This is a genomic window from Mycobacterium sp. ITM-2016-00318, assembly GCF_002968285.2.
In the GTDB taxonomy this organism is placed as follows: Bacteria; Actinomycetota; Actinomycetes; order Mycobacteriales; family Mycobacteriaceae; genus Mycobacterium.
Window position 1 is genome coordinate 4,916,606 of record NZ_CP134400.1, and the last position, 19,283, is coordinate 4,935,888.

The 19,283-nt window shown below is 67.7% G+C and carries 18 protein-coding genes and 1 pseudogene; 12 read left to right on the plus strand and 7 right to left on the minus strand.

The features are described 5' to 3' along the window. The first annotated feature begins 11 nt into the window (after nucleotides 1–11). Complete coding sequence (locus tag C6A82_RS24195) at nucleotides 12–767, plus strand: SIMPL domain-containing protein (RefSeq protein ID WP_105342457.1); 756 nt, start codon at nucleotides 12–14, stop codon at nucleotides 765–767. A 1-nt stretch (nucleotide 768) separates the two neighbouring features. Here the strand turns inward: C6A82_RS24195 and C6A82_RS24200 are convergent, their stop codons facing one another. The 5 genes from C6A82_RS24200 to dacB are packed head-to-tail and all read right to left on the minus strand — an operon-like array spanning nucleotide 769 to nucleotide 6,999. Next, the gene (locus C6A82_RS24200; RefSeq protein ID WP_105342451.1) at nucleotides 769–2,994 is read right to left on the minus strand and encodes a molybdopterin-dependent oxidoreductase; all 2,226 of its coding nucleotides are present in this window, start codon (nucleotides 2,992–2,994) and stop codon (nucleotides 769–771) included. A gap of 4 nt (nucleotides 2,995–2,998) precedes the next feature. Then, nucleotides 2,999–3,613, minus strand: a complete 615-nt coding sequence (hpt, locus tag C6A82_RS24205; RefSeq protein WP_105342453.1) for a hypoxanthine phosphoribosyltransferase — start codon at nucleotides 3,611–3,613, stop codon at nucleotides 2,999–3,001. Between the two features lie 22 nt (nucleotides 3,614–3,635). Beyond that, nucleotides 3,636–4,598, minus strand: coding sequence for a tRNA lysidine(34) synthetase TilS (gene tilS, locus C6A82_RS24210; protein WP_105342455.1), 963 nt, complete (start codon nucleotides 4,596–4,598; stop codon nucleotides 3,636–3,638). Then, entirely contained in the window at nucleotides 4,577–5,626 is a 1,050-nt protein-coding gene (locus C6A82_RS24215; protein ID WP_311101927.1) for a zinc-dependent metalloprotease, read from the minus strand. The genes tilS and C6A82_RS24215 overlap by 22 nt, the downstream gene beginning before the upstream one ends. Next, nucleotides 5,623–6,999, minus strand: a complete 1,377-nt coding sequence (gene dacB, locus C6A82_RS24220; RefSeq protein WP_105348411.1) for a D-alanyl-D-alanine carboxypeptidase/D-alanyl-D-alanine-endopeptidase — start codon at nucleotides 6,997–6,999, stop codon at nucleotides 5,623–5,625. Before dacB ends, C6A82_RS24215 begins: the two co-directional genes overlap by 4 nt. Before the next feature lie 135 nt (nucleotides 7,000–7,134). Here dacB and C6A82_RS24225 point away from each other — a divergent pair, with 135 nt between their 5' ends. The 5 genes and pseudogenes from C6A82_RS24225 to C6A82_RS24240 form a co-directional block, all read left to right on the plus strand. After that, the gene (locus C6A82_RS24225) at nucleotides 7,135–7,623 is read left to right on the plus strand and encodes an inorganic diphosphatase (RefSeq protein WP_105348361.1); all 489 of its coding nucleotides are present in this window, start codon (nucleotides 7,135–7,137) and stop codon (nucleotides 7,621–7,623) included. Nucleotides 7,624–7,720: 97 nt separating this feature from the next. Beyond that, a complete protein-coding gene (locus C6A82_RS24230; RefSeq protein ID WP_233217128.1) occupies nucleotides 7,721–8,242 on the plus strand; it encodes a 2-oxo-4-hydroxy-4-carboxy-5-ureidoimidazoline decarboxylase in 522 nt (173 codons plus the stop codon). 44 nt (nucleotides 8,243–8,286) lie between these two features. Next, nucleotides 8,287–9,432 carry a serine hydrolase domain-containing protein gene (locus tag C6A82_RS24235; protein ID WP_105348363.1) on the plus strand — a complete coding sequence of 382 codons (1,146 nt, stop codon included), beginning with the start codon at nucleotides 8,287–8,289 and terminating at the stop codon, nucleotides 9,430–9,432. A gap of 19 nt (nucleotides 9,433–9,451) precedes the next feature. Next, nucleotides 9,452–9,592: a hypothetical protein gene (locus C6A82_RS27025; RefSeq protein ID WP_396836641.1), complete on the plus strand. Its 141-nt coding sequence runs from the start codon at nucleotides 9,452–9,454 to the stop codon at nucleotides 9,590–9,592. Then, nucleotides 9,565–9,837: pseudogene (locus C6A82_RS24240) on the plus strand (hypothetical protein); the annotation flags it as partial. The gene C6A82_RS27025 and the pseudogene C6A82_RS24240, both read left to right, overlap by 28 nt. Nucleotides 9,838–9,840: 3 nt before the next feature. On the opposite strand, the gene C6A82_RS24245 reads toward C6A82_RS24240, so the two are convergent. Beyond that, on the minus strand, nucleotides 9,841–10,260 hold the full coding sequence (locus C6A82_RS24245) for a hypothetical protein (RefSeq protein WP_199193933.1): 420 nt from the start codon (nucleotides 10,258–10,260) through the stop codon (nucleotides 9,841–9,843). A 62-nt stretch (nucleotides 10,261–10,322) separates the two neighbouring features. Here C6A82_RS24245 and C6A82_RS24250 point away from each other — a divergent pair, with 62 nt between their 5' ends. From C6A82_RS24250 to C6A82_RS24275, 6 genes are read left to right on the plus strand one after another with little or no spacing between them, the layout of a single operon-like run. Beyond that, entirely contained in the window at nucleotides 10,323–10,769 is a 447-nt protein-coding gene (locus C6A82_RS24250; protein WP_199193934.1) for a DedA family protein, read from the plus strand. Next, complete coding sequence (locus C6A82_RS24255) at nucleotides 10,753–14,649, plus strand: Pls/PosA family non-ribosomal peptide synthetase (protein WP_105348416.1); 3,897 nt, start codon at nucleotides 10,753–10,755, stop codon at nucleotides 14,647–14,649. Before C6A82_RS24250 ends, C6A82_RS24255 begins: the two co-directional genes overlap by 17 nt. Then, on the plus strand, nucleotides 14,646–15,974 hold the full coding sequence (locus C6A82_RS24260; RefSeq protein WP_105348365.1) for a M1 family metallopeptidase: 1,329 nt from the start codon (nucleotides 14,646–14,648) through the stop codon (nucleotides 15,972–15,974). Before C6A82_RS24255 ends, C6A82_RS24260 begins: the two co-directional genes overlap by 4 nt. Beyond that, a complete protein-coding gene (locus tag C6A82_RS24265; RefSeq protein ID WP_396836644.1) occupies nucleotides 15,941–17,215 on the plus strand; it encodes a hypothetical protein in 1,275 nt (424 codons plus the stop codon). The genes C6A82_RS24260 and C6A82_RS24265 overlap by 34 nt, the downstream gene beginning before the upstream one ends. A gap of 24 nt (nucleotides 17,216–17,239) precedes the next feature. Next, nucleotides 17,240–17,929, plus strand: a complete 690-nt coding sequence (locus C6A82_RS24270; RefSeq protein ID WP_105348418.1) for a glycosyltransferase family 2 protein — start codon at nucleotides 17,240–17,242, stop codon at nucleotides 17,927–17,929. After that, a complete protein-coding gene (locus C6A82_RS24275) occupies nucleotides 17,926–18,270 on the plus strand; it encodes a DUF2304 domain-containing protein (protein ID WP_105348368.1) in 345 nt (114 codons plus the stop codon). Before C6A82_RS24270 ends, C6A82_RS24275 begins: the two co-directional genes overlap by 4 nt. 61 nt (nucleotides 18,271–18,331) lie before the next feature. Here the strand turns inward: C6A82_RS24275 and C6A82_RS24280 are convergent, their stop codons facing one another. Continuing rightward, nucleotides 18,332–19,279 (minus strand): GDP-mannose 4,6-dehydratase, encoded by a 948-nt coding sequence (locus C6A82_RS24280; RefSeq protein WP_105348370.1) that lies wholly within the window; start codon nucleotides 19,277–19,279, stop codon nucleotides 18,332–18,334. Between the last annotated feature and the right edge of the window lie 4 nt (nucleotides 19,280–19,283).

Here is a 19,283-nt window from a genome sequence, read left to right on the forward strand (position 1 = left end):
GGGTGCCAGGCATGCCGATCGCAGCGAGAGCAAAACTTGCGAACCAATTGATCGTCCTCGCCACTGCGGGCATGGTCGCCGCAGGCCTTGCGGCATGCGATACCTCGTCCAAGGCGGGCCCGTCGGTGATCCCGACGGCCGACCCCGACACCCGCCAGGTCACCGTCGTCGGATCCGGCGAAGTGCAGGGCAGGCCCGACACGTTGACGGCGCAGATCTCGATCCAGGCCACCGCGCCGGACGTCACCGCGGCGATGAACCAGACCAGCGACCGGATGCAGGCCGTGATCAACGCCCTGGTGAACTCCGGTATCGACAAGACCGACATCGCGACGACCAACGTGACGCTGCAGCCGCAGTACGGCGGCGGCGACAGTCCGTCGATCATCTCCTACCAGGCGAGCAACTCGGTCACCGTGAAGATCCGCAACTTGAACACGGCGTCGCAGACGCTGGGGCTGATCGGCACAACGGGCGGCGACGCCACCCGCATCAACTCGGTCAGCTATGCGATCGACGACGATTCGCAGTTGGTCAGGGATGCACGCACCCGCGCGTTCGACGACGCCAAGGACCGTGCCGAGCAGTACGCCCAGCTTGCGGGGCTCACCCTCGGCGACGTCATCTCGATCTCCGAGTCGGCAGGCACGACGCCGCCCACCCCGACCCCAACGCCGATGCCGCGCGCGGCCATGGAAGCCGTGCCAATGGAGCCGGGTCAGCAGACGGTCAGCTTCTCGGTGACGGCGATATGGGAGCTCACGTAGCTCAGTCCGCGGGGGCGATATCGACCGGGATTCCGTTGAGGACGGCTGTGCCGGACAGCGGGTCGAGCTGACTGCCGTCGTTGAGCTGGTTGACGTTGACGCCGGGCTGCCCCGCCGCGACGCCGAGCCGCGTGCCGTCACGGTCGTGGCCCCAGCCGTGCGGTAGCGAGACCACGCCCCGCCGTATTCCCGGCATCGGCTCGACCGGAGCGAGCACCTCCCCGCCGGGTCCCTTGACCTTCGCGGTGTCGGCGAGCCCGAGTTCGGCGACGTCGTCAGGGTGTATCTGCAACGTGCACCGGTTCGTCCCGCCTGCCAGCGCGGGCACGTTGTGCATCCAGCTGTTGTTCGAGCGCAGGTGGCGTCTGCCGATCAGGACGAACCGGTCGACGTCGCGATCGAGCGCATCGCGAAGCCGCGCCGTATCCTCGATCAGCGGTTGCGGGGCGAGTTCGATTCGGCCGCTTGGTGTTCGGAGCACCTCTGCCAGACGCGGCCGCAGCGGGCCGAGGTCGATACCGTGCGGTGCCGCCTTGAGCCGTTCGAGTGTCAGCCCGTCGGGCCGGGCACCGAACGCGTCGCCGTAGGGTCCGAGCCGCAGCATCATGTCGAGGCGGCGTTCGTAGCCGGGGCCTGCCGGGAGCATCGCGGTCAGTTCATCCACGGCGCGGCCTGCCGCCGGTGAGTCTGGGTCGCCCGTCTCCTTCGCCAGTGTCATCGCGATGACCTGTTCGTCGACGAGGGTGGGATCGCCGTCGACGCCGACGCCGTAGAGGACGAGCGCGATACGGGAGAGGATCTCCGCCTCGCTCGGCCTGCCGTCGAGCGCCAGCACCGGCGGCGAGTAGCGGACGTTGTTGCGCACCGCGAGATTGTTGAGGGCGAAGTCGAAGTGGGGGCTCTGCGACGGAGGCGGGGGCGGCAGAACGACGTCGGCATGCCGGGTGGTCTCGTTGAGGTAGGGGTCGACGGAAACCATGAACCCGACGCCGTCGAGTGCACGGTCGAGCCGGTCGCCGTCCGGGGCCGAAAGGACGGGGTTTCCGGCGATCGTGATCATCGCCTTGATTTGACCATCGCCCGGGGTGTCGATCTCCTCGGTCAGTGCGGCAGTCGGCAATTCGGCCAGCGCCTCAGGATGGCCAGAAACCCTGCTGTGCCAGCGGCCGGTCGAAAACCCTCGGCCCGGTTTGGGCGGACGAGGCGCCGGCATCGTCGCCCCGAGCGGGAACATCGCCCCTCCCGGCCGGTCCAGGTTGCCGGTCAGCACGTTGATGACATCGACCAGCCAGCTCACCAGCGTGCCGAATTCGACTGTCGACGTCCCGATCCGGCCGTATACCGCGGCGGTCGGCGCACTCGCCAGCTCACGAGCGAGTGCCCGGATATCGTCGGCCGGTACACCGCAGTGCTCGCTGACAACGTCCGGCGAGAACGTCTCGGCGAGGCGGCGAACCTCGTCGAGGCCGTTGACGTATTCGGCGATGCCGCCGAGATCCGTTGCGACAAGCCCTTCTTCGAACAGCACGTGCACGACGGCGAACAGCAGGGCACCGTCGGTGCCGGGACGCGGCGCGACGTGCCGGTCGGCGAGTTCCGCGGTGCGGGTGCGCGCCGGATCGATCACGGTCAGCCTGCCGCCACGCTTGCGCAGCGCCCGCAGCTTGCCGGGGAAGTCTGCCGCGGTGGCGAGGCTGCCGTTGGATACCAAAGGGTTGGCGCCGATGATCACCAGATAGTCGGTGCGGTCGAGATCGGGCACGGTGAATGCGATCGGGCTGCCGAACATATGGCCCAGCGCAACGTGTTTGGGCATCTGGTCGAGGGTGCTCGCGGAGTACGCCTGGTGGGTGCCGAGGCCGCGGATGATCAGCGGCGGGTACAGGCTGCCCGCGACGGTGTGCGCGTTCGGATTACCGAGATAGACACCGACCGATGCCCCGCCGTGTTCGCCGACGACCTCGCCGAGCCGGTCGGCGACGACGGCGAACGCCTCATCCCACGTCGCCTCGGTCAGCACGCCGTCGCGCCGGACCAGGGGCCGCTGCAGCCGATCGGGGTCGTTGTCCAGTTCGGCGAAGCTCGCCCCCTTCGGGCAGATGAAGCCCTTACTGAAGACGTCTTCCCGATCGCCACGCGCGCCGGTCACCCGGCCGTCGTCGATCGTGAGCGTGAGACCGCACGTGGCCTCGCACAATGGGCAGATGCGCAGGGCTGTGCCGGTCATGTCGTCAGAACTCCTCGTAGACCTTCGGGTCCAGCGTGCCGATGTAGGGCAGGTCGCGATAGCGCTCGGCGTAGTCGAGGCCGTAGCCGACGACGAACTCGTTGGGGATGTCGAAGCCGACGTAGCTGATGTCGACGTCGTCGCGGACGGCGTCCGGCTTGCGCATCAGCGTGCACACCTTCAGCGATCGCGGGTGCCGGGTCGCGAGGTTGCGGAGCAGCCACGACAGGGTCAGGCCGGAGTCGACGATGTCCTCGACGATCAGCACGTCGCGGTCGTTGATGTCGCGGTCGAGGTCTTTGAGGATTCGCACCACGCCCGACGACGACGTCGACGAGCCGTACGAGCTGACCGCCATGAACTCCAGCTGCGTCGGCAGCGGGATCGCGCGGGCCAGGTCGGTGACGAAGAAGACCGCGCCTTTGAGCACGGTGATCAGCAGCAGATCCTGACTGCTTTCGGCAATGGTGTCCCGGTAGTCGGCGCCCAGCAGTGCGCCCAATTCGGCGACCTTGGCCTGGATCTGATCCGCGGAGAGCAACACCGATTTGATGTCGCCGGGATACAGCTCCTCTGATGGCACATTCACAGCGTGCCATGTGTGCCTGTCCTCGACCAACGTGAGTTCGCCCTAACTGCCTTCAGACCGATTCCCGGTACATGGTCAGCATGCCGTCGCGACGCCCCGCGAACAGCCGTTCGCTGCGCAGAGGCGAGCTGACGGCCACCCCGCCCTGCCCTCGCCATCGGGTAACCAGGGCGTCGACGCCGCGGATCTGTTTGTCGGTCAGCTCGCCCGCCCCTCCTGCCAGTAGCCAGCCGCGGATGACCCTGCGCCGGACAGCCTCCGGCAGCGCCGACAGCGGGCCGGTGTCGAGCTCGCCACCGGTTGTCGCTGCGGCAAGCGCGGTGTCCGCGAGTTCGTCCAGCGTCTCGTTGTCCTCGCGCAGCGCGGTGGCGGTGCGGGCGAGCGCCTCTGCGACGCCACCGCCGAGGACGTCCTCGAGCAGCGGCAGCACCTCGGCGCGTAACCGGGCGCGCGTGTAGCGGCGATCGGTGTTGTGCGGATCGCGCCACGGTTGGATCCTCAGCTCGTCGCAAGCCTGATGCGTGTCCGCGCGTCGGACGTTCAGCAGCGGACGACACCACGGCGGGTCGTACGGCCGCATCCCCGCGATCGAGCGTGCCCCCGATCCGCGGCCGAGGCCGAGCAGGACGGTTTCGGCCTGGTCGTCGAGTGTGTGGCCGAGCAGCACCGGAGCGCCCTGCCGTGCCGTGTCCAAGGCGCGGTAGCGGGCCGTGCGCGCGGCGGCTTCCGGGCCTCCTGCCGCACCGACGTCGACGCAGATGACTTGCACATCAACACATCCCAGCGCAAACGCCTGTTGCCTTGCGGTCTCCGCTACACGAGACGAGTCCGGCTGCAGTTGGTGGTCGACGATCAGTGCTGTGGTCGGCTTGTGTTCCGCGGCGGCGGCTGTCAGCGCCAACGAATCGGGACCACCCGACAGTGCGACACACCATCGATCGTCCGCGGCGGTGTATCGAGCGCCGAACGCCGAAACCGCGCTGCGCAGCCTGCCTAGAGCACCCTGTCGATCCATCGCTGCGGTTCCTCGATTTCGACTGGCAGCGGCAAAGTTTCGGGCCCCGTCCAGATGGTGTTGAACCGCGCCATACCGACGCGCCCGACGACATGGTCGACGAACGCCTTGCCGCGGGTGTACTGGCTCATTTTGGCGTCGATGCCCAGTAGGGCGCGTAGCACCCGCTGCAGCGGAGATTGTCTGCGAGTACGGCGCTCCTCGAACCGGCGCCGGATGGTCACCACGGACGGCACGACGGCCGGTCCGACGGCGTCCATCACATGATCGGCGTGGCCCTCCAACAACGTACCGAGCACCAGCAACTGGTCCAGTGCGCGCTGCTGCGGCTCGGATTGAACGGCGCGAAGCACGCCGAGCACACCGGTCATATTCGGTTCGGGCGGAACACCGTCGCGGCGGTCGCGGACGAAACCGGCCAGCCGGCCGATCATTTCGGTGACGTCGTCGCCGGTTTCCTCCGTCAGCACAGCGAGCGAGCTCGACATGTGGTCGGCCAGCCATGGGTTGGCACGGAACTGCACCCGGTGTGTCACCTCGTGCAGACACACCCAGAGCCGGAAGTCGGCAGGCACGACGCGTAGTTGCCGCTCGACGGCGATCACGTTCGGATACACCAGAAGCAGCTCGCCGCCGTTGTCGGCGAACGGGTCGTATTGGCCGAGGATGCCGGAGGAGATGAACGCGAGCACGGCACCCGTCTGCGCGCCGGTGACGCGACCCGTGATGAAGTGCGGCTTGTCGGTCTCCTTGCCACCCGTCATCGCGCGCATGGAACGCGATGCGGCCTTGATCCATTCGGGCCGATCGATGATGCGGGCGTCGGAGACCTCGCCGCCTTCGTTGAGTCCGGTCACCTCCCGCACGGGCATCTCGGCGCGCAGCGCGGAGTCCGCCAGCTGCTCGATGGCCTGACGGCGCGTGTACTCGGTGGCCGCAGGAGCGGGCCGGGCGAGCTTGGCGCCGAACGCAGCCGCGAACCCCCAGTCGACGGTGCGGCCGACGGTCACCTTGCCCGACGGGCTCATGGGCCGCACCCGCACGACCGCAGCGTCGCCGCGAAGGCATCGATGGCGGTGCGGCCGGTCGGCCCCGCCTGGTTGGACAGCAGAGAGAAGGTCAGCACCCGGCCGCTGGAGTCGGTGACGATGCCGACGAGCGAATTGGTGCCCGTCAACGATCCCGTCTTGGCGCGCAGCCAGCCGACCGACGCCCGGCCGGCATCGGTGTCGAGGAACCGGTTCGACAGTGTGCCGCTTCCGCCGGCGATCGGCAGCAGGTCGACCAGCGGCCGAAGCGTCGGGTTCTCGGGTCCCGCCGCGGCACTCACGGTCTCGTCGAGCGTCTCCGCGGTGAGTCGGTCATCGATGGACAACCCGCTGCAGTCGACCAGATACGATCCGCCGGTGTCGATATCGGCGGCATCGAGCTCGCCGAGGAGCGCGCGCACCGCGCCGTCGAAGCTCTGCGGCTTGCCTTGTGCGGCAGCCACTTCCCGGCAGATCGACTCGGCCATCACGTTGTCGGAGTTGTTCATCATCTCCCGCAGCCGCTCGAGCAGGGGCGGCGACTGCACCGAGGCGATCTCGTCACCCTCGTAGGCCGTCGTCATCACCGTGACGGTGGCAGGGTCGACGCGCAACGCCACCGCGAGTGCGCGGCCCGCGTCGAGCGCGGGTGTGGTGGAGCGGCGCGACTCGACGCTGACCGGCTGTGTGCGTCCGCCGTCGAGCATCACCGCCTCCATCGGCGCGATGTCGCCGCCATCGATGTCGAGCGGATCCCAGCCCGGCGCCAACGTGGGGCCGCTGTAGGCACTGGCATCGACAGCCACCGAGGTCACCTTGGTGCCGCTGCGGCGCACCTGGTCGGCGAGATCGCTGATTCGCGCTGCGTCCCGGTACCAGGTGTCCTGGCCCTTCGGGGCGGCCGACAGGGTCGGGTCGCCGCCGCCCTTGAGCACGACGACTCCTGGTCGCCGGTCGGATTTCAGCACGGTCGTGGTCAGGCGTTGCTCGCGGTCGAGCGCGAGCAGCGCCGCCGCGGTGGTAAGCACTTTGGTCACCGACGCCGGTTGCATCGGCACGTCGGCGCCGCGGGCCCACAGCTGTTCTCCGGTGGCGGCGTCGGCGATGCGGCCGGTGAAGGCGCCGAGGTTCGGGTCGGCGAGCGTCTGCGCCAGCGTTGCGGCCAGTTTGTCGGGCGTTGGCTTGTCCGCGGATTCGGAGACCGGCTTGATTCCCGGCTCCGCGGTCGCCGGCGCGGGCGCGGCGGGGATCGCGTCGGTGTGGCTCGAGTCGCGTGGCAGCAGCGCGGCAGCCACCACAACGGCGGCAACCACCAGCACAACGACCACCCCGATGACGATGTGGGTGGACCGTCGCCATGTGGTGGGACGCATGGTTCTCCTGACTCCGGCCTGCCCAAGAAGGGTATCCGCTGCGTGGAAGTACCAGGTCAGGCGCGGCGGCAACAGGGCTTCCATTAGGGTGACGTCCGACCAACAGACCGAGCACTGGGGCAAGGAGCCGCGACGGTGGAGTTTGACGTTGTCATCGAGATCACGAAGGGCTCGCGCAACAAATACGAAGTCGACCACGACTCCGGTCGGGTCAAGCTCGACCGCTACCTGTACACGGCGTTCGGCTATCCGGCGGACTACGGCTTCATCGAGAACACCCTCGGTGAGGACGGCGACCCATTGGACGCGCTGGTGCTGATGCCCGAGTCGGTGTTTCCCGGCTGCATCGTCGAGGCGCGCCCCGTGGCCATGTTTCAAATGACCGACGAGGCGGGCGGCGACGACAAAGTGCTGTGCGTGCCCGCGGGCGACGGCCGCTGGGACCACATCCAGGACATCGGTGACGTGCCGAACCACGAACTCGAGGCGATCAAGCACTTCTTCGTCCACTACAAGGACCTCGAGCCCGGCAAGTACGTGAAGGCCGCCGACTGGTCCGGCCGGGAGGAAGCCGAGGCCGAGGTCAACCGCTCGATCGAGCGGTTCAAGACACAAGGTCACTGAGGTCGTCTGCTCTTCGCGCGAGCTGCTCGTCGGAGGAGTTTTCCTCGCTGTAACACGGTGTAACGTCCCCGTGCTCTGCTGCTCGGATCATGGCGGTGTGTTGATGCACCAGGGCATGGGGTTGGACGTCTTCAACGAGATGCCGATGCGCCGCGCCGTGCACGCGCTGTACGAGTGCTGCTACAGCGTGCCACTGGCCGCGGACCTGGCCCGCGCACGGCCCTACGCCGATCACGACGCACTTTTCCGGCACGCCGACGAGTTGCTGTTCACACTCGCCGAGCCGTCGATCGACTCGATACTGCAGGCCTATCCCGACATCGGCCGCAGGCCGGGCAGCGAGAAGTCCGCGGCGGAGCAGTGCGCCGTCTGGGATGAGCGCGCCGACGTGATGGAGCAACTGGCCGCGACGGCCAAGCGGTATCTCGACCAGTTCGGCTTCGGCTTCGTGATGTTCGTCAACGGCTACTGCGCACAAGACGTGTTGTCGGCGGCAGTCGACCGCATGCACAACGACGTCGAAACCGAGCGCAAGGTGATCCGCAACGAGTTGGCCAAGATCAACCGCACACGCCTCGAGCGGATGCTCGGCCCAGAAGGCGGCTACGACAACTGGTGATGCCGCGCAGCAGTTGCTGCAACTGTTGACGTAGGTTCCACCGCATGACTTCCGCTGTACAGGGACATGCCCATGCTCGATTCGACAAAGTCGCCGAGGCGCTCGCCGAGGAGTTGAGCACCGGCAACGAAGTCGGCGCGGCGATCGCCGTCGACATCGATGGCGAGCTCGTCGTGGACATCTGGGGCGGACACGCCGACGCGGCCAAGACCGTGCCGTGGACCGAGGACACCATCGTCAACGTCTGGTCCTCGACCAAGACGGTGACGAGTCTGGCCGGGCTGATGCTGGCCGATCGCGGGCTGCTCGACCTCGACGCGCCCGTAGGGCGGTACTGGCCCGAGTTCTCCGCGAACGGCAAGCAGGATGTTGCGGTCCGTCACCTGTTGTCGTACACGTCCGGCGTCGCCGGCTGGCAGGAGCCGATGACCACCGACGACCTGTTCGACTGGGAGAAGGCCACGTCGCTGCTCGCCGCGCAGGCGCCGTGGTGGCAGCCGGGTACCGCGTCGGGCTACCACGCGCTCAACTACGGCTTCCTGATCGGCGAGTTGGTTCGCCGCACGACCGGCATGTCGCTGAAGGATTTCGTGCGCGATGAGATCGCGGGTCCGCTCGGAGCGGATTTCCAGATCGGAGCCAGGCCCGAGGATGCCGAGCGGATCGCGGAGCTCATCTCGCCGCCGCCGTTCGACATCCCCTTCGATCAGCTGCCCGAGGACAACCCGATGCGCAAGACGCTGACCAATCCCGCCCCGGAGGCCTCCATCGCCCACACGTCCGCGTGGCGCGGGGCCGATCTCGGCGCCGTCAACGGACATGCCAATGCTCGGTCGCTGGCCCGAATGCTCTCTCCGATATCGTTGGGCGGCAGGGCAAACGGCGTCGAGCTGCTGTCGGCACCGACCCTGAAGCGGGTCTTCGACGTTCAGTCGCACGGACCCGATCTCGTCCTCGCGGCCCCACTGAAGATGGGCATCGGCTACGGCCTCTCCACACCGGAGGTCATCCCGTTCCTGCCTGCCGATGAGACCGTCTGCTTCTGGGGCGGCTGGGGCGGCTCGATGGTGCTGATGAACCCCGACCGCCGCACGACCGCTACTTACGTGATGAACAAGATGGGCCAGGGCACGCTCGGCAATGACCGGACCGCGAGGTACGCCAAGCTGATCTACGAGGCGCTTTCCTGACGGTGGCATGCTGGGTCGAGTGGAGAATTTCTTCCACTTCTGGTGGCTGATCTTTCCGCTCGGAGGCATGGTGGGCGGGGGGCTGCGCGCGGTCGCCGCGGCGAATGAGCGGCGCGCCGAGCGCAGCTGGAGTATCGCGACGCGGCGCACGACTACGTAACCGCGTTCGACGTCGCGGAGGCCGAGGCCATCCGACTGCGCCGCAGCACGTTCTCCGCCGAAGACCAGCAACGGATTGCGCGCGCGCAGAGCCTGCTCAAGCTGGCCGAAGACGAGGGCGCCACCCCCCAGGAACGGCAGAGCGCCTACGCAAGGGCCAAGGTCGAACTCGACGGGCTACTCGCGCTGCCCGCCGCGACCAGGGCCGGTATCGAAGGCAAGCTGGCAGGCGAGCTCGAGGCGTAGCCGTCAGGCCGCGCCCGCAAGTGGCAGCCGGCGAGCGATGCGGTCGAGCGCCTCGTCGGCAAGCCGCCGCATGTCCTGCTCCGGTGAGGCCGGGATGATGGTGACACCGTCAGCGACATCGGCCATGAAGATGTCACCGACCAGACCGGCCAGTCCCTCGATGGTCCCCGCATAGTGCAGGGTGTCGCCGTCGATTCGCGGCATCGCATGTCGCGCGGATCGATAGTCGGCGGCGATTGCGACGGTGATGTCGAGGATCACGGCGACGTCGTCGGTGATGCGTCCGCGCACGCGTCGCGCCTCGTGCAGGTCGGGAGCCGCGATGCGCACCGCCGCGGTGCCACCGGCGGTGAGCTCGCTCCAGTTCTCGCCTGCGGCGTCGGCCACGAACAGCCGCAACCCCCGGACATGTTCGGTTGCCACGCCGACACGCTAGGACCCCGACCGCTACCCGACAACGGTTGCGCTCAGCGAGAATCCAAGCCATGGCCGAAACCCAGCTGCCCGGCGTCTTCGGGGAGCTTCAGCCGCTGCTGGAGCAGTACGGTTACCTGGCGGCCGGTGGATTCGTGCTACTCGAGGACTTCGGCGTCCCGGTGCCGGGCGAGGCGCTGCTGATCGCGGCGGCCGTTTTCGCAGGTTCGGGAAACATGAACATCGCCGTGGTGATCATCGTCGCGGTGATCGGCGCGATCATCGGCGACAACATCGGGTTCGCCGTCGGCCCTCTGGGTGTGCACATGGGCCGGACTCGGCTACCTGGCCGGCGAGAACATCGTCGAGATCTACGCGACGTTCGAGCACTACAAGTGGTACGTCATCGCGGCGATCGTCGTCGTCGCCGCCGCTGGCATCACACGCCGCGTCAGGCACGGGCGCGCCGCCGCAGGCGCTTAGTACCTTGTAGGCGTGGCGATGCCGGAAATACCTGAGCAGTACCTGGTGTCGCCCTATGCACCGCAGCCGCGCACGCTTGTCGACATCCTCTACGACACCGCGTCGCGTCACCCCGATGCGCCCGCGATCGACGACGGTTCGGTGCAGCTGACCTACAGCGAGCTGATCACCGATATCGAGGACAGCGTCGCCTGGCTCGCGGCCCGCGGGATCGGGCGCGGCGACCGCCTCGGCATCCGCATGCCGTCGGGCAGTTACGCGCCCTACGTCGCGATCCTCGCGACGCTCGCCACCGGTGCCGCCTATGTGCCGGTGGACGCCGACGATCCCGACGAGCGGGCCGCGCTGGTGTTCGGCGAGGCGGGCGTCGTCGGCGTCATCACCGACCAGGGCCTCATCCGAGGTGCGGGTGACTCCCGCGGGTGGCGTGCCGCGTCGCCGTTGGGTCGCGACGATGCGTGGATCATCTTTACGTCTGGCTCGACCGGTACCCCCAAGGGGGTTGCCGTCACACACCGGAGCGCCGCCGCGTTCGTCGACGCCGAGGCGCAGATGTTTCTGCAGGACAACCCAATCGGGCCTGGTGACCGGGTGCTCGCCGGACTGTCTGTCGCGTTCGACGCGTCCTGCGAGGAGATGTGGCTGGCCTGGCGCAACGGCGCATGCCTGGTGCCGGCGCCCCGATCGCTGGTGCGCAGCGGGATGGATCTCGGGCCGTGGCTGGTGTCGAAGGACATCACGGTCGTGTCGACGGTGCCGACGCTGGCCGCGCTGTGGCCGGCCGAAGCGCTGGAGGCGGTGCGGCTCCTCATCTTCGGCGGCGAGGCGTGCCCGCCGGACCTTGCCGAGCGGTTGGCCGTCGAGGGCCGCGAGGTGTGGAACACCTACGGTCCCACCGAGGCCACCGTCGTCGCCTGCGCGTCCCGGCTCGACGGCATCGGACCGGTCAGCATCGGGCTGCCGCTGCCGGGCTGGGACCTGGCCGTCGTCGAAAAGGACGGATTGCCGGTTGCGTTGGGAGACACAGGCGAGCTGGTGATCGGCGGAGTGGGCCTGGCCCGCTACCTCGACCCCGAGAAAGACGCCGAGAAATACGCGCCGATGCCGGCGCTGGACTGGAACCGCGCCTACCGCAGCGGCGACCTGGTGCGGTTGGAGCCCGACGGCTTGATGTTCGTGGGCCGCGCCGACGATCAGGTCAAGGTTGGCGGACGCCGCATCGAACTCGGCGAGGTCGACTCCGCGCTGGTGAATCTGCCCGGTGTGAGCGGCGGGGCCGCCGCGGTGCGCAAGAGCGCCAGCGGAACTCCCCTGCTGGTCGGCTACATCGCCAGCGCGGACCCGTCCTTCGACCTCGCCGCCGCGCGCACGGCATTGGCGAAGTCGCTGCCTGCCTCGCTCGTACCCCGGCTGGTGCTCGTCGACGAACTGCCCACCCGCACCTCAGGCAAGGTGGACCGCGACGCGCTGCCGTGGCCACCGCCCGGGCAGCCCGAAGATGAGGCGCCCGAACTCGGCGGCACGCTGGGCTGGCTGGCCGGACTGTGGCGCGACGTGCTGGCCGCGCCTGTGGACGGGCCCGAGGCGGATTTCTTCGCGCTCGGCGGTGGCTCGCTGTCGGCGGCGCAACTCGTCGCCGCGCTGCGTCGGCGCTACCCGCACGTGACGGTCGCGGACCTGTACGACCACCCGCGGCTGGGATCGCTGGCCGGATTCCTCGACGAGCTCGTCGCGCCCCCACAGGTGCAGAACCGGCCTGTACAGCCGGTTCCGTTGCTGTCACAGGCTTTTCAGGTCGTGATGTCGCTTCCGCTGGCCACGCTGACCGGCCTGCAGTGGGTGGTGTGGCTGGCGCTGATCAACAACATCGCGGCGACCGTGAGCGACGCGTCGTGGCTGGTGCCCGTCGACTGGTGGTGGGTGGTCGGCGGGTTCGCACTGTTCGTCACGCCGCTCGGGCGGATGGGCATCGCAGTGTTGTGCGCCCGCATGTTGATCGGCTTTTTGAAGCCCGGCACGTATCGGCGCGGCGGTTCGGTGCACATGCGGGTCTGGCTCGCCGAACGGCTGGCCGATGCCAGCGGCGCCGAGAACCTGGCGGGTGCACCGTGGATTGTGTACTACGCGCGGGCGTTGGGTAACAGGGTCGGGAAGGGCGTCGACCTGCATTCGGCCCCTCCGGTGACCGGCATGCTCGCTCTGGGCCATCGCAGTTCCATCGAGCCGGAGGTGGACCTGACCGGGCATTGGATCGACGGCGACCACTTCCATATCGGCACCATCACCATCGGTAGCGACGCCACCATCGGCGCGCGCACGACCCTGTTCCCTGGCGCGACGGTAGGAAAGAACGCCGATGTCGCCGCGGGTTCCGGTGTGGTCGGCCGGGTGAAGAAGGGCCAGTACTGGAAGGGTTCACCCGCGGTGAAGTCCGGTAAGGCCCGCCACCCGTGGCCGCAGGAGCGGCCCCCGCGCGCGCCGGTCTGGGTGGTGGTCTACGGCATCACGTCAATGCTGTTGGGCGCGTTGCCTCTTGCCGCGCTGGCCTGTGGGCTGGCCGTCGTCGGTTGGGCGATCCGGGATTCCGCGTCGCTGACCGACGCCATCGTCCCGGCCATGATATGGACGCCGCTGGCGACGCTGGCCGCGCTGGTCGTGTACGCGGCGTTGACGGTCGTCGGGGTGCGATTGTTGTCGCTAGGACTGCGAGAGGGTTACCATCCGGTCCGCAGCCGTGTGGGTTGGCAGATCTGGGCGATTGAGCGACTCATGGACGCCGCGCGTCACTATCTGTTCGCCGTCTACGCCAGCCTTCTCACCCCCACCTGGCTGCGTCTGCTCGGCGCGAAAGTCGGCCGCGGCACAGAGATCTCGACGGCCCTGCTGACCCCGAAGTTTACCGTCATCGAGGACAGTGCATTCCTGGCTGACGACACCATGGTGGCGTCCTACGAGCTGGGCGGTGGCTGGATCCACGTCGCGAAAGCCACGATCGGCAAGCGCGCATTCCTCGGCAATTCCGGAATCGCGCAGCCCGGCCGCAAGGTGCCCGATGACGGGCTGGTGGCGGTGCTGTCGGCCGCGCCGCACAAGTCGAAGGCCGGCTCCTCGTGGCTTGGCAGTCCGCCGATCCGGTTGCGCCGCAAGCCGACCGCCGCGGACGCATTGCGGACGTTCCATCCCCCGCCGCGGCTGATGATCATGCGCGGCTTCGTCGAAACGTGCCGGCTGGTGCCGGTGATCGTCACATTCGCGATCGGGGTGAGCGTCCTCTTCGCGTTGCAGTTCCTGCTCGTGAGGTTCGGCCATCTGTGGGCGGCGGTCGGTAGCGGCGTGGTGCTGCTGGTCGCCGGGGCCATCGCCGGAACGATCGCGGTGATCGCGAAATGGCTTTTGGTCGGCCGTATCGGCGCCGTCGAACATCCGTTGTGGTCGGCGTTCGTCTGGCGCAACGAGGTGTCGGACACGTTCGTCGAGACGGTGGCCGCGCCGTGGTTCGCGCGGGCCGCCACCGGCACGCCGGTGATGAACCTGTGGCTGCGGGCACTGGGCGCCAAGGTCGGACGGGGCGTCTGGTGTGAGTCGTACTGGCTTCCCGAGGCGGACCTCGTCACGTTGGAGGAGGGCGCCACCGTCAACCGGGGCTGCGTCGTACAGACGCACCTGTTCCACGACCGCGTGATGCGGATGGATACCGTTGTGCTCGAAGCGGGTTCGACGCTGGGTCCGCATTGTGTGGCGCTGCCGGCGGCGCGCCTGGGTGCCGGCGCGACCGTCGGACCCGCGTCGTTGGTGATGCGTGGGGACGAGGTCCCACCGTCGACCCGCTGGCAGGGCAACCCGATCGCCCCGTGGAATGTGTTCCGCAAGAAGCGTGATGACTCCGCGGACCGCGCCGAGGAAACCGCCGCGTGACCCGGTCAAAGAAGGCTGCCAAGAAGGTTGCCGTCATCGATCCGTATCTGCCGCATGCGGGCAACTTCGGCTATCGAGTCTCGCGCTACGGACTCGACCTCGAATACAAGGTCGCGATCAACCGCCTTTCCGGGACCGCGACGATCACCGCCGTCACGTTGGCGGCACTGCGGACGTTCACGCTGGATCTGTCCGATGCGCTGAGCGTGACGAAGGTGTCGGTGAACGGACGGCGACCCGCGGCAGTCCGGAGTTCGGGCGGCAAGCTGCACATCGCGCTGTCGCCGTCACTGCCCGCCGGCGCGGCGATGGAGATCGTGATCCGCTACAGCGGCACCCCGCGGCCGGTTCGATCCCTCTGGGGCGAAGTCGGATTCGAGGAACTGACCGAAGGTGTGCTGGTGGCGGGCCAGCCTAACGGCGCCGCGTCGTGGTTCCCCTGCGACGACCATCCCAGCTCGAAGGCCAGCTACAGAATCCAGATCAGCACCGAGAACCCATATCGCGCGATCGCCAACGGCGAGCTGAAGTCGCAGCGGACCCGCGCGGCGATGACGACGTGGACCTACGAGCTGGCCGAGCCGACGTCGACGTATCTCATCACGCTGCAGATCGGCATCTACGAGTCGTATCGGCTGCAGAAGGGACCGGTGCCGATACATGCCGCGCTGCCGGCCCGGCTGAAGCGGACGTTCGACCATGACTTCGGTAGGCAGCCGGAGATGATGAGGCTGTTCGTCAAGCGGTTCGGACCGTACCCGCTGTCGACCGGATACACCGTCGTCGTCACCGATGACGACTTGGAGATACCGCTTGAGGCGCAGGGTATTTCGATCTTCGGTGCCAACCACTGCGACGGCGAGCGGGGATCGGAACGGCTGATCGCCCACGAGTTGGCGCACCAGTGGTTCGGTAACTCGGTGACCGCGCGGCGCTGGCGCGACATCTGGCTACACGAGGGCTTCGCCTGCTATGCCGAATGGCTGTGGTCGGAGGAATCCGGCGGTCGGACGGCCGACGAATGTGCCCGCCACTACCATCGGCGGCTCGCCGACTCACCTCAAGATCTGCTGCTGTCCGACCCCGGCGCGCGGGACATGTTCGACGAGCGCGTGTACAAACGGGGCGCGCTGACCCTGCATGCTGTGCGCGGCGTCATCGGCGACGACAACTTCTTCACGCTGCTGCGGGATTGGACGAAACGGCACCGTCATTCGACGGCGGTGACCGACGACTTCACCGGCCTTGCGGCCAATTATGCGGATGTGTCGTTGCGCCCGTTGTGGGACGCGTGGCTGTATTCCACGGACGTGCCACCGCTGTGACCGACGCGGCCACCCCCACCGGCCCGATCACCCGAGGCAGCGTCGCACGCGTCGGCACTGCGACCGCGGTAACGGCGCTGTGCGGGTATGCGGTGCTGTACCTCGCGGCGCGGGACCTCGAGCCTGCCGGCTTCTCGGTGTTCGGCGTTTTCTGGGGTGCGTTCGGTCTGGCGACGGGTGCCGCCAACGGTCTGCTGCAGGAGGCGACGCGAGAGGTGCGGTCGACGGGTTACGTCGAGATCGCGTCGGGTCCGAGGACGCACCCGATGAGGGTGGCGGCGATGGTCGGAGTGGTCGCGGCGGTGGTGATCGCGGCTAGCTCGCCGCTGTGGTCGGGGCACGTCTTCGTCTCGTCGCAGTGGTTGAGCGTCGCGCTGCTGAGCGTCGGTTTGGCCGGCTTCTGCCTGCACGCGACCCTGCTGGGCATGCTGGCCGGCGTCGGCCGGTGGACACAGTACGGCGCGCTGATGGTGACCGACGCGGGCATCAGGGTGGTGGTGGCGGCAACGGCGTTCTTGATCGGCTGGGGGCTCGTCGGCTATTTGTGGGCGACGGTGGCAGGCGCGGTGGCGTGGCTGATCCTGTTGATCGCCTCGCCGTCGACGCGCGCGGCGGCGGCATTGATGACGCCGGGCGGGACGGCGACGTTCCTGCGGGGCGCGGCGCATTCGATCGCGGCCGCCGGTGCGAGCGCGATTCTGGTGATGGGCTTTCCCGTGCTGCTGAAGGCGACGTCGGGCGACCTCGGCGCGGCGGGCGGCGTGGTGATCCTGGCGGTGACGCTGACACGCGCCCCGCTGCTTGTGCCGTTGACGGCGATGCAGGGCAATCTGATCGCGCACTTCGTCGACCAACGCACGGAGCGACTACGGGCGTTGGTGGCGCCGGCATTGATGGTCGCGGCGTTGGGCGCGGTCGGGGTGGCGGCGGCGGGGATCTTCGGGCCGTGGCTGCTTCGGGTGGCGTTCGGCGAGGATTATCGCGCCGGCGGCGCGTTGCTGGCGTGGCTGACCGGGGCGGCGATCGCTATCGCGCTTCTGACGCTGACGGGTGCAGCGGCGGTGGCGGCGGCGCTGCACCGGGCGTATGCGGCGGGCTGGATCAGCGCCACGGTGGTGTCGATGCTGTTGTTGCTGCTGCCGCTGGGCTTGGAGACGCGCACGGTGATCGCGCTGCTCTGTGGGCCGTTGGTGGGAATCGCCGTGCACCTGGGGGCTCTTGCCAGGGGATCGGCACGATGAGCGTGTATTTTGGTGCCCATCGACATGCGCTACCAGGATGTTTGGATCGTCGTACCCGCCTATAACGAGGCGAGCGTCATCGGCGACGTCATCAGCGATATCCGGACCGTTTTCGGCAATGTCGTCTGTGTGGATGACGGCAGCAAGGACTCGACGGGAGATCTCGCGCTGCGCGCGGGTGCACACGTGGTGTCGCATCCGGTGAATCTCGGCCAGGGGGCGGCGATTCAGACCGGCGTCGAATACGCGCGCAGCAGGCCGGGCGCGCAGGTGTTCGCGACGTTCGATGCCGACGGGCAGCACCGGTTGAAGGACGTCGTCGCGATGATCGACCGACTGTCCGCCGATGACGTCGACATGGTGGTCGGCACGCGGTTCGCCTCGCCTACTGTGAGCAAGCCGCCGCTGCTGAAGCGGATCATCCTGCGTACCGCGGCGGTGTTGAGCCCGAGCAGCCGGGAATTGAAGCTGACCGACGCGCACAACGGGTTGCGCGTCTTCAACAAGAATGTCGCCGACGAGCTGAACATCACGATGAACGGGATGAGTCACGCGAGTGAGATCATCGCGCTGGCCGTCGAAAACGGTTGGCGGGTGGCCGAAGAGCCGGTCGAGATTCTGTACACCGATTATTCGAAGTCCAAGGGCCAGCCGTTGCTCAACGGAGTGAACATCGTGTTCGACGGCCTGCTGCGAGGGAGGTTATCCCGGTGAACTGGATTCAGGCGCTGCTGATCCTGTCGATCGTCGCGCTGTTGATGTTTCTGTTGCGGTCGCGTACGAGTGCGCGCACCAAGGCGTGGGTGAAAGTCGGCGGCGTGTTGTTCGTCGTCGCGGCGATCTATGCGATTCTGCGGCCGGACGACACGACCGTCGTCGCGAATTGGGTTGGGGTGGACCGCGGTGCCGACCTGATCGGCTACGTGTTGATCATCGCGTTCGTGTTCACCACCTTGAGCACGTATATGCGGTTCAAGGACTTGGAGTTGCGCCACGCGCGGCTGGCTCGAGCCGTTGCGCTGCAGGGCGCGCGGGAGCCCGACGACGCTCGTTGACGCTCGCCGAGACTGCGCTGACGGCGACGCCCACTCGACCTTTCCCGCCTACAGTGCAGTCTCAATGCGCGTTCTGCTCGTCGCGGAAGAACTCGACGGTCTTGGCGATGCCGTCGTCGAGTTTGACCTTCGGCGACCAGCCCAGCACTTCTTCGGCGCGGCTGACGTCGAGGCAAGAACGTCGCAAGTCGCCGAGCCTCGGTGGGTGCATTTCCGGCTCGTCGGGCTTTCCGGCGGCCATTGCGATCGCTGAATGTAGCTGGCGAGTAGAGGTTTCCACGCCTGTGCCGACGTTGAAGCGTTGGCCGCCGCCCTGTTCACCCGAGGCTCGCACAAACGCGTCGACGACGTCATCGACGAAAACGTAATCGCGGGTATCGGTGCCGTCGCCGAAGATCTTCGTCGGCTTTCCGGCCAGAAGCGCACGGGAGAAGATGGCGACCACACCGGCTTCACCGTGCGGATCCTGGCGGGGGCCATACACATTCGCGGGTGCGATGTGTGAGCACTCGAGTCCGTACAGGTTGCGGTACATGTTGAGGTAGACCTCGCCGGCCACCTTGCTCGCGGCGTACGGCGAGGCGGGATTGACCGGGGCATCCTCGTTCGTCGGATAGCTCGGCGGAGTGCCGTACACGGATCCGCCCGATGAGGTGTGAACGATCTTCCGGACCTCGGCCCGGCGAGCAGCTTCGGCGAGACGCACGGTGCCGACGACATTCACCGACGCATCGAACGATGGGTTTTGCACCGACTGGCTGACGGAGATCTGCGCGGCGAGGTGGAAGATCACCTCGGGCCGGATGTCGGCGAGTAGTCCGATGAGGTCGGCTTCAACAATGTCGGCCTTGACGAACTCGAAGTCTGAGGACCGGTCGGCCTCACCGATATTGACGGCGTTGCCCGAACTCAGATCGTCGAGACCGAAGACGGTGTGACCGTCGGCGAGCAGGCGATCGACCAGCGTAGATCCGATGAATCCGGCTGCCCCCGTGACCAGTGTGCGCACCGGC

Excerpts from the sequence above, each read along its gene's own strand:
- C6A82_RS24200 (WP_105342451.1), bottom strand. The coding sequence starts at position 2,994 with ATGACCGGCACAGCCCTGCGCATCTGCCCATTGTGCGAGGCCACGTGC.
- C6A82_RS24235 (WP_105348363.1), top strand. The coding sequence starts at position 8,287 with ATGACTTCCGCTGTACAGGGACATGCCCATGCTCGATTCGACAAAGTC.
- C6A82_RS24195 (WP_105342457.1), top strand. The coding sequence starts at position 12 with ATGCCGATCGCAGCGAGAGCAAAACTTGCGAACCAATTGATCGTCCTC.
- C6A82_RS24215 (WP_311101927.1), bottom strand. The coding sequence starts at position 5,626 with ATGAGCCCGTCGGGCAAGGTGACCGTCGGCCGCACCGTCGACTGGGGG.
- C6A82_RS24270 (WP_105348418.1), top strand. The coding sequence starts at position 17,240 with ATGCGCTACCAGGATGTTTGGATCGTCGTACCCGCCTATAACGAGGCG.
- C6A82_RS24250 (WP_199193934.1), top strand. The coding sequence starts at position 10,323 with ATGGCCGAAACCCAGCTGCCCGGCGTCTTCGGGGAGCTTCAGCCGCTG.
- dacB (WP_105348411.1), bottom strand. The coding sequence starts at position 6,999 with ATGCGTCCCACCACATGGCGACGGTCCACCCACATCGTCATCGGGGTG.
- C6A82_RS24255 (WP_105348416.1), top strand. The coding sequence starts at position 10,753 with ATGCCGGAAATACCTGAGCAGTACCTGGTGTCGCCCTATGCACCGCAG.
- tilS (WP_105342455.1), bottom strand. The coding sequence starts at position 4,598 with ATGGATCGACAGGGTGCTCTAGGCAGGCTGCGCAGCGCGGTTTCGGCG.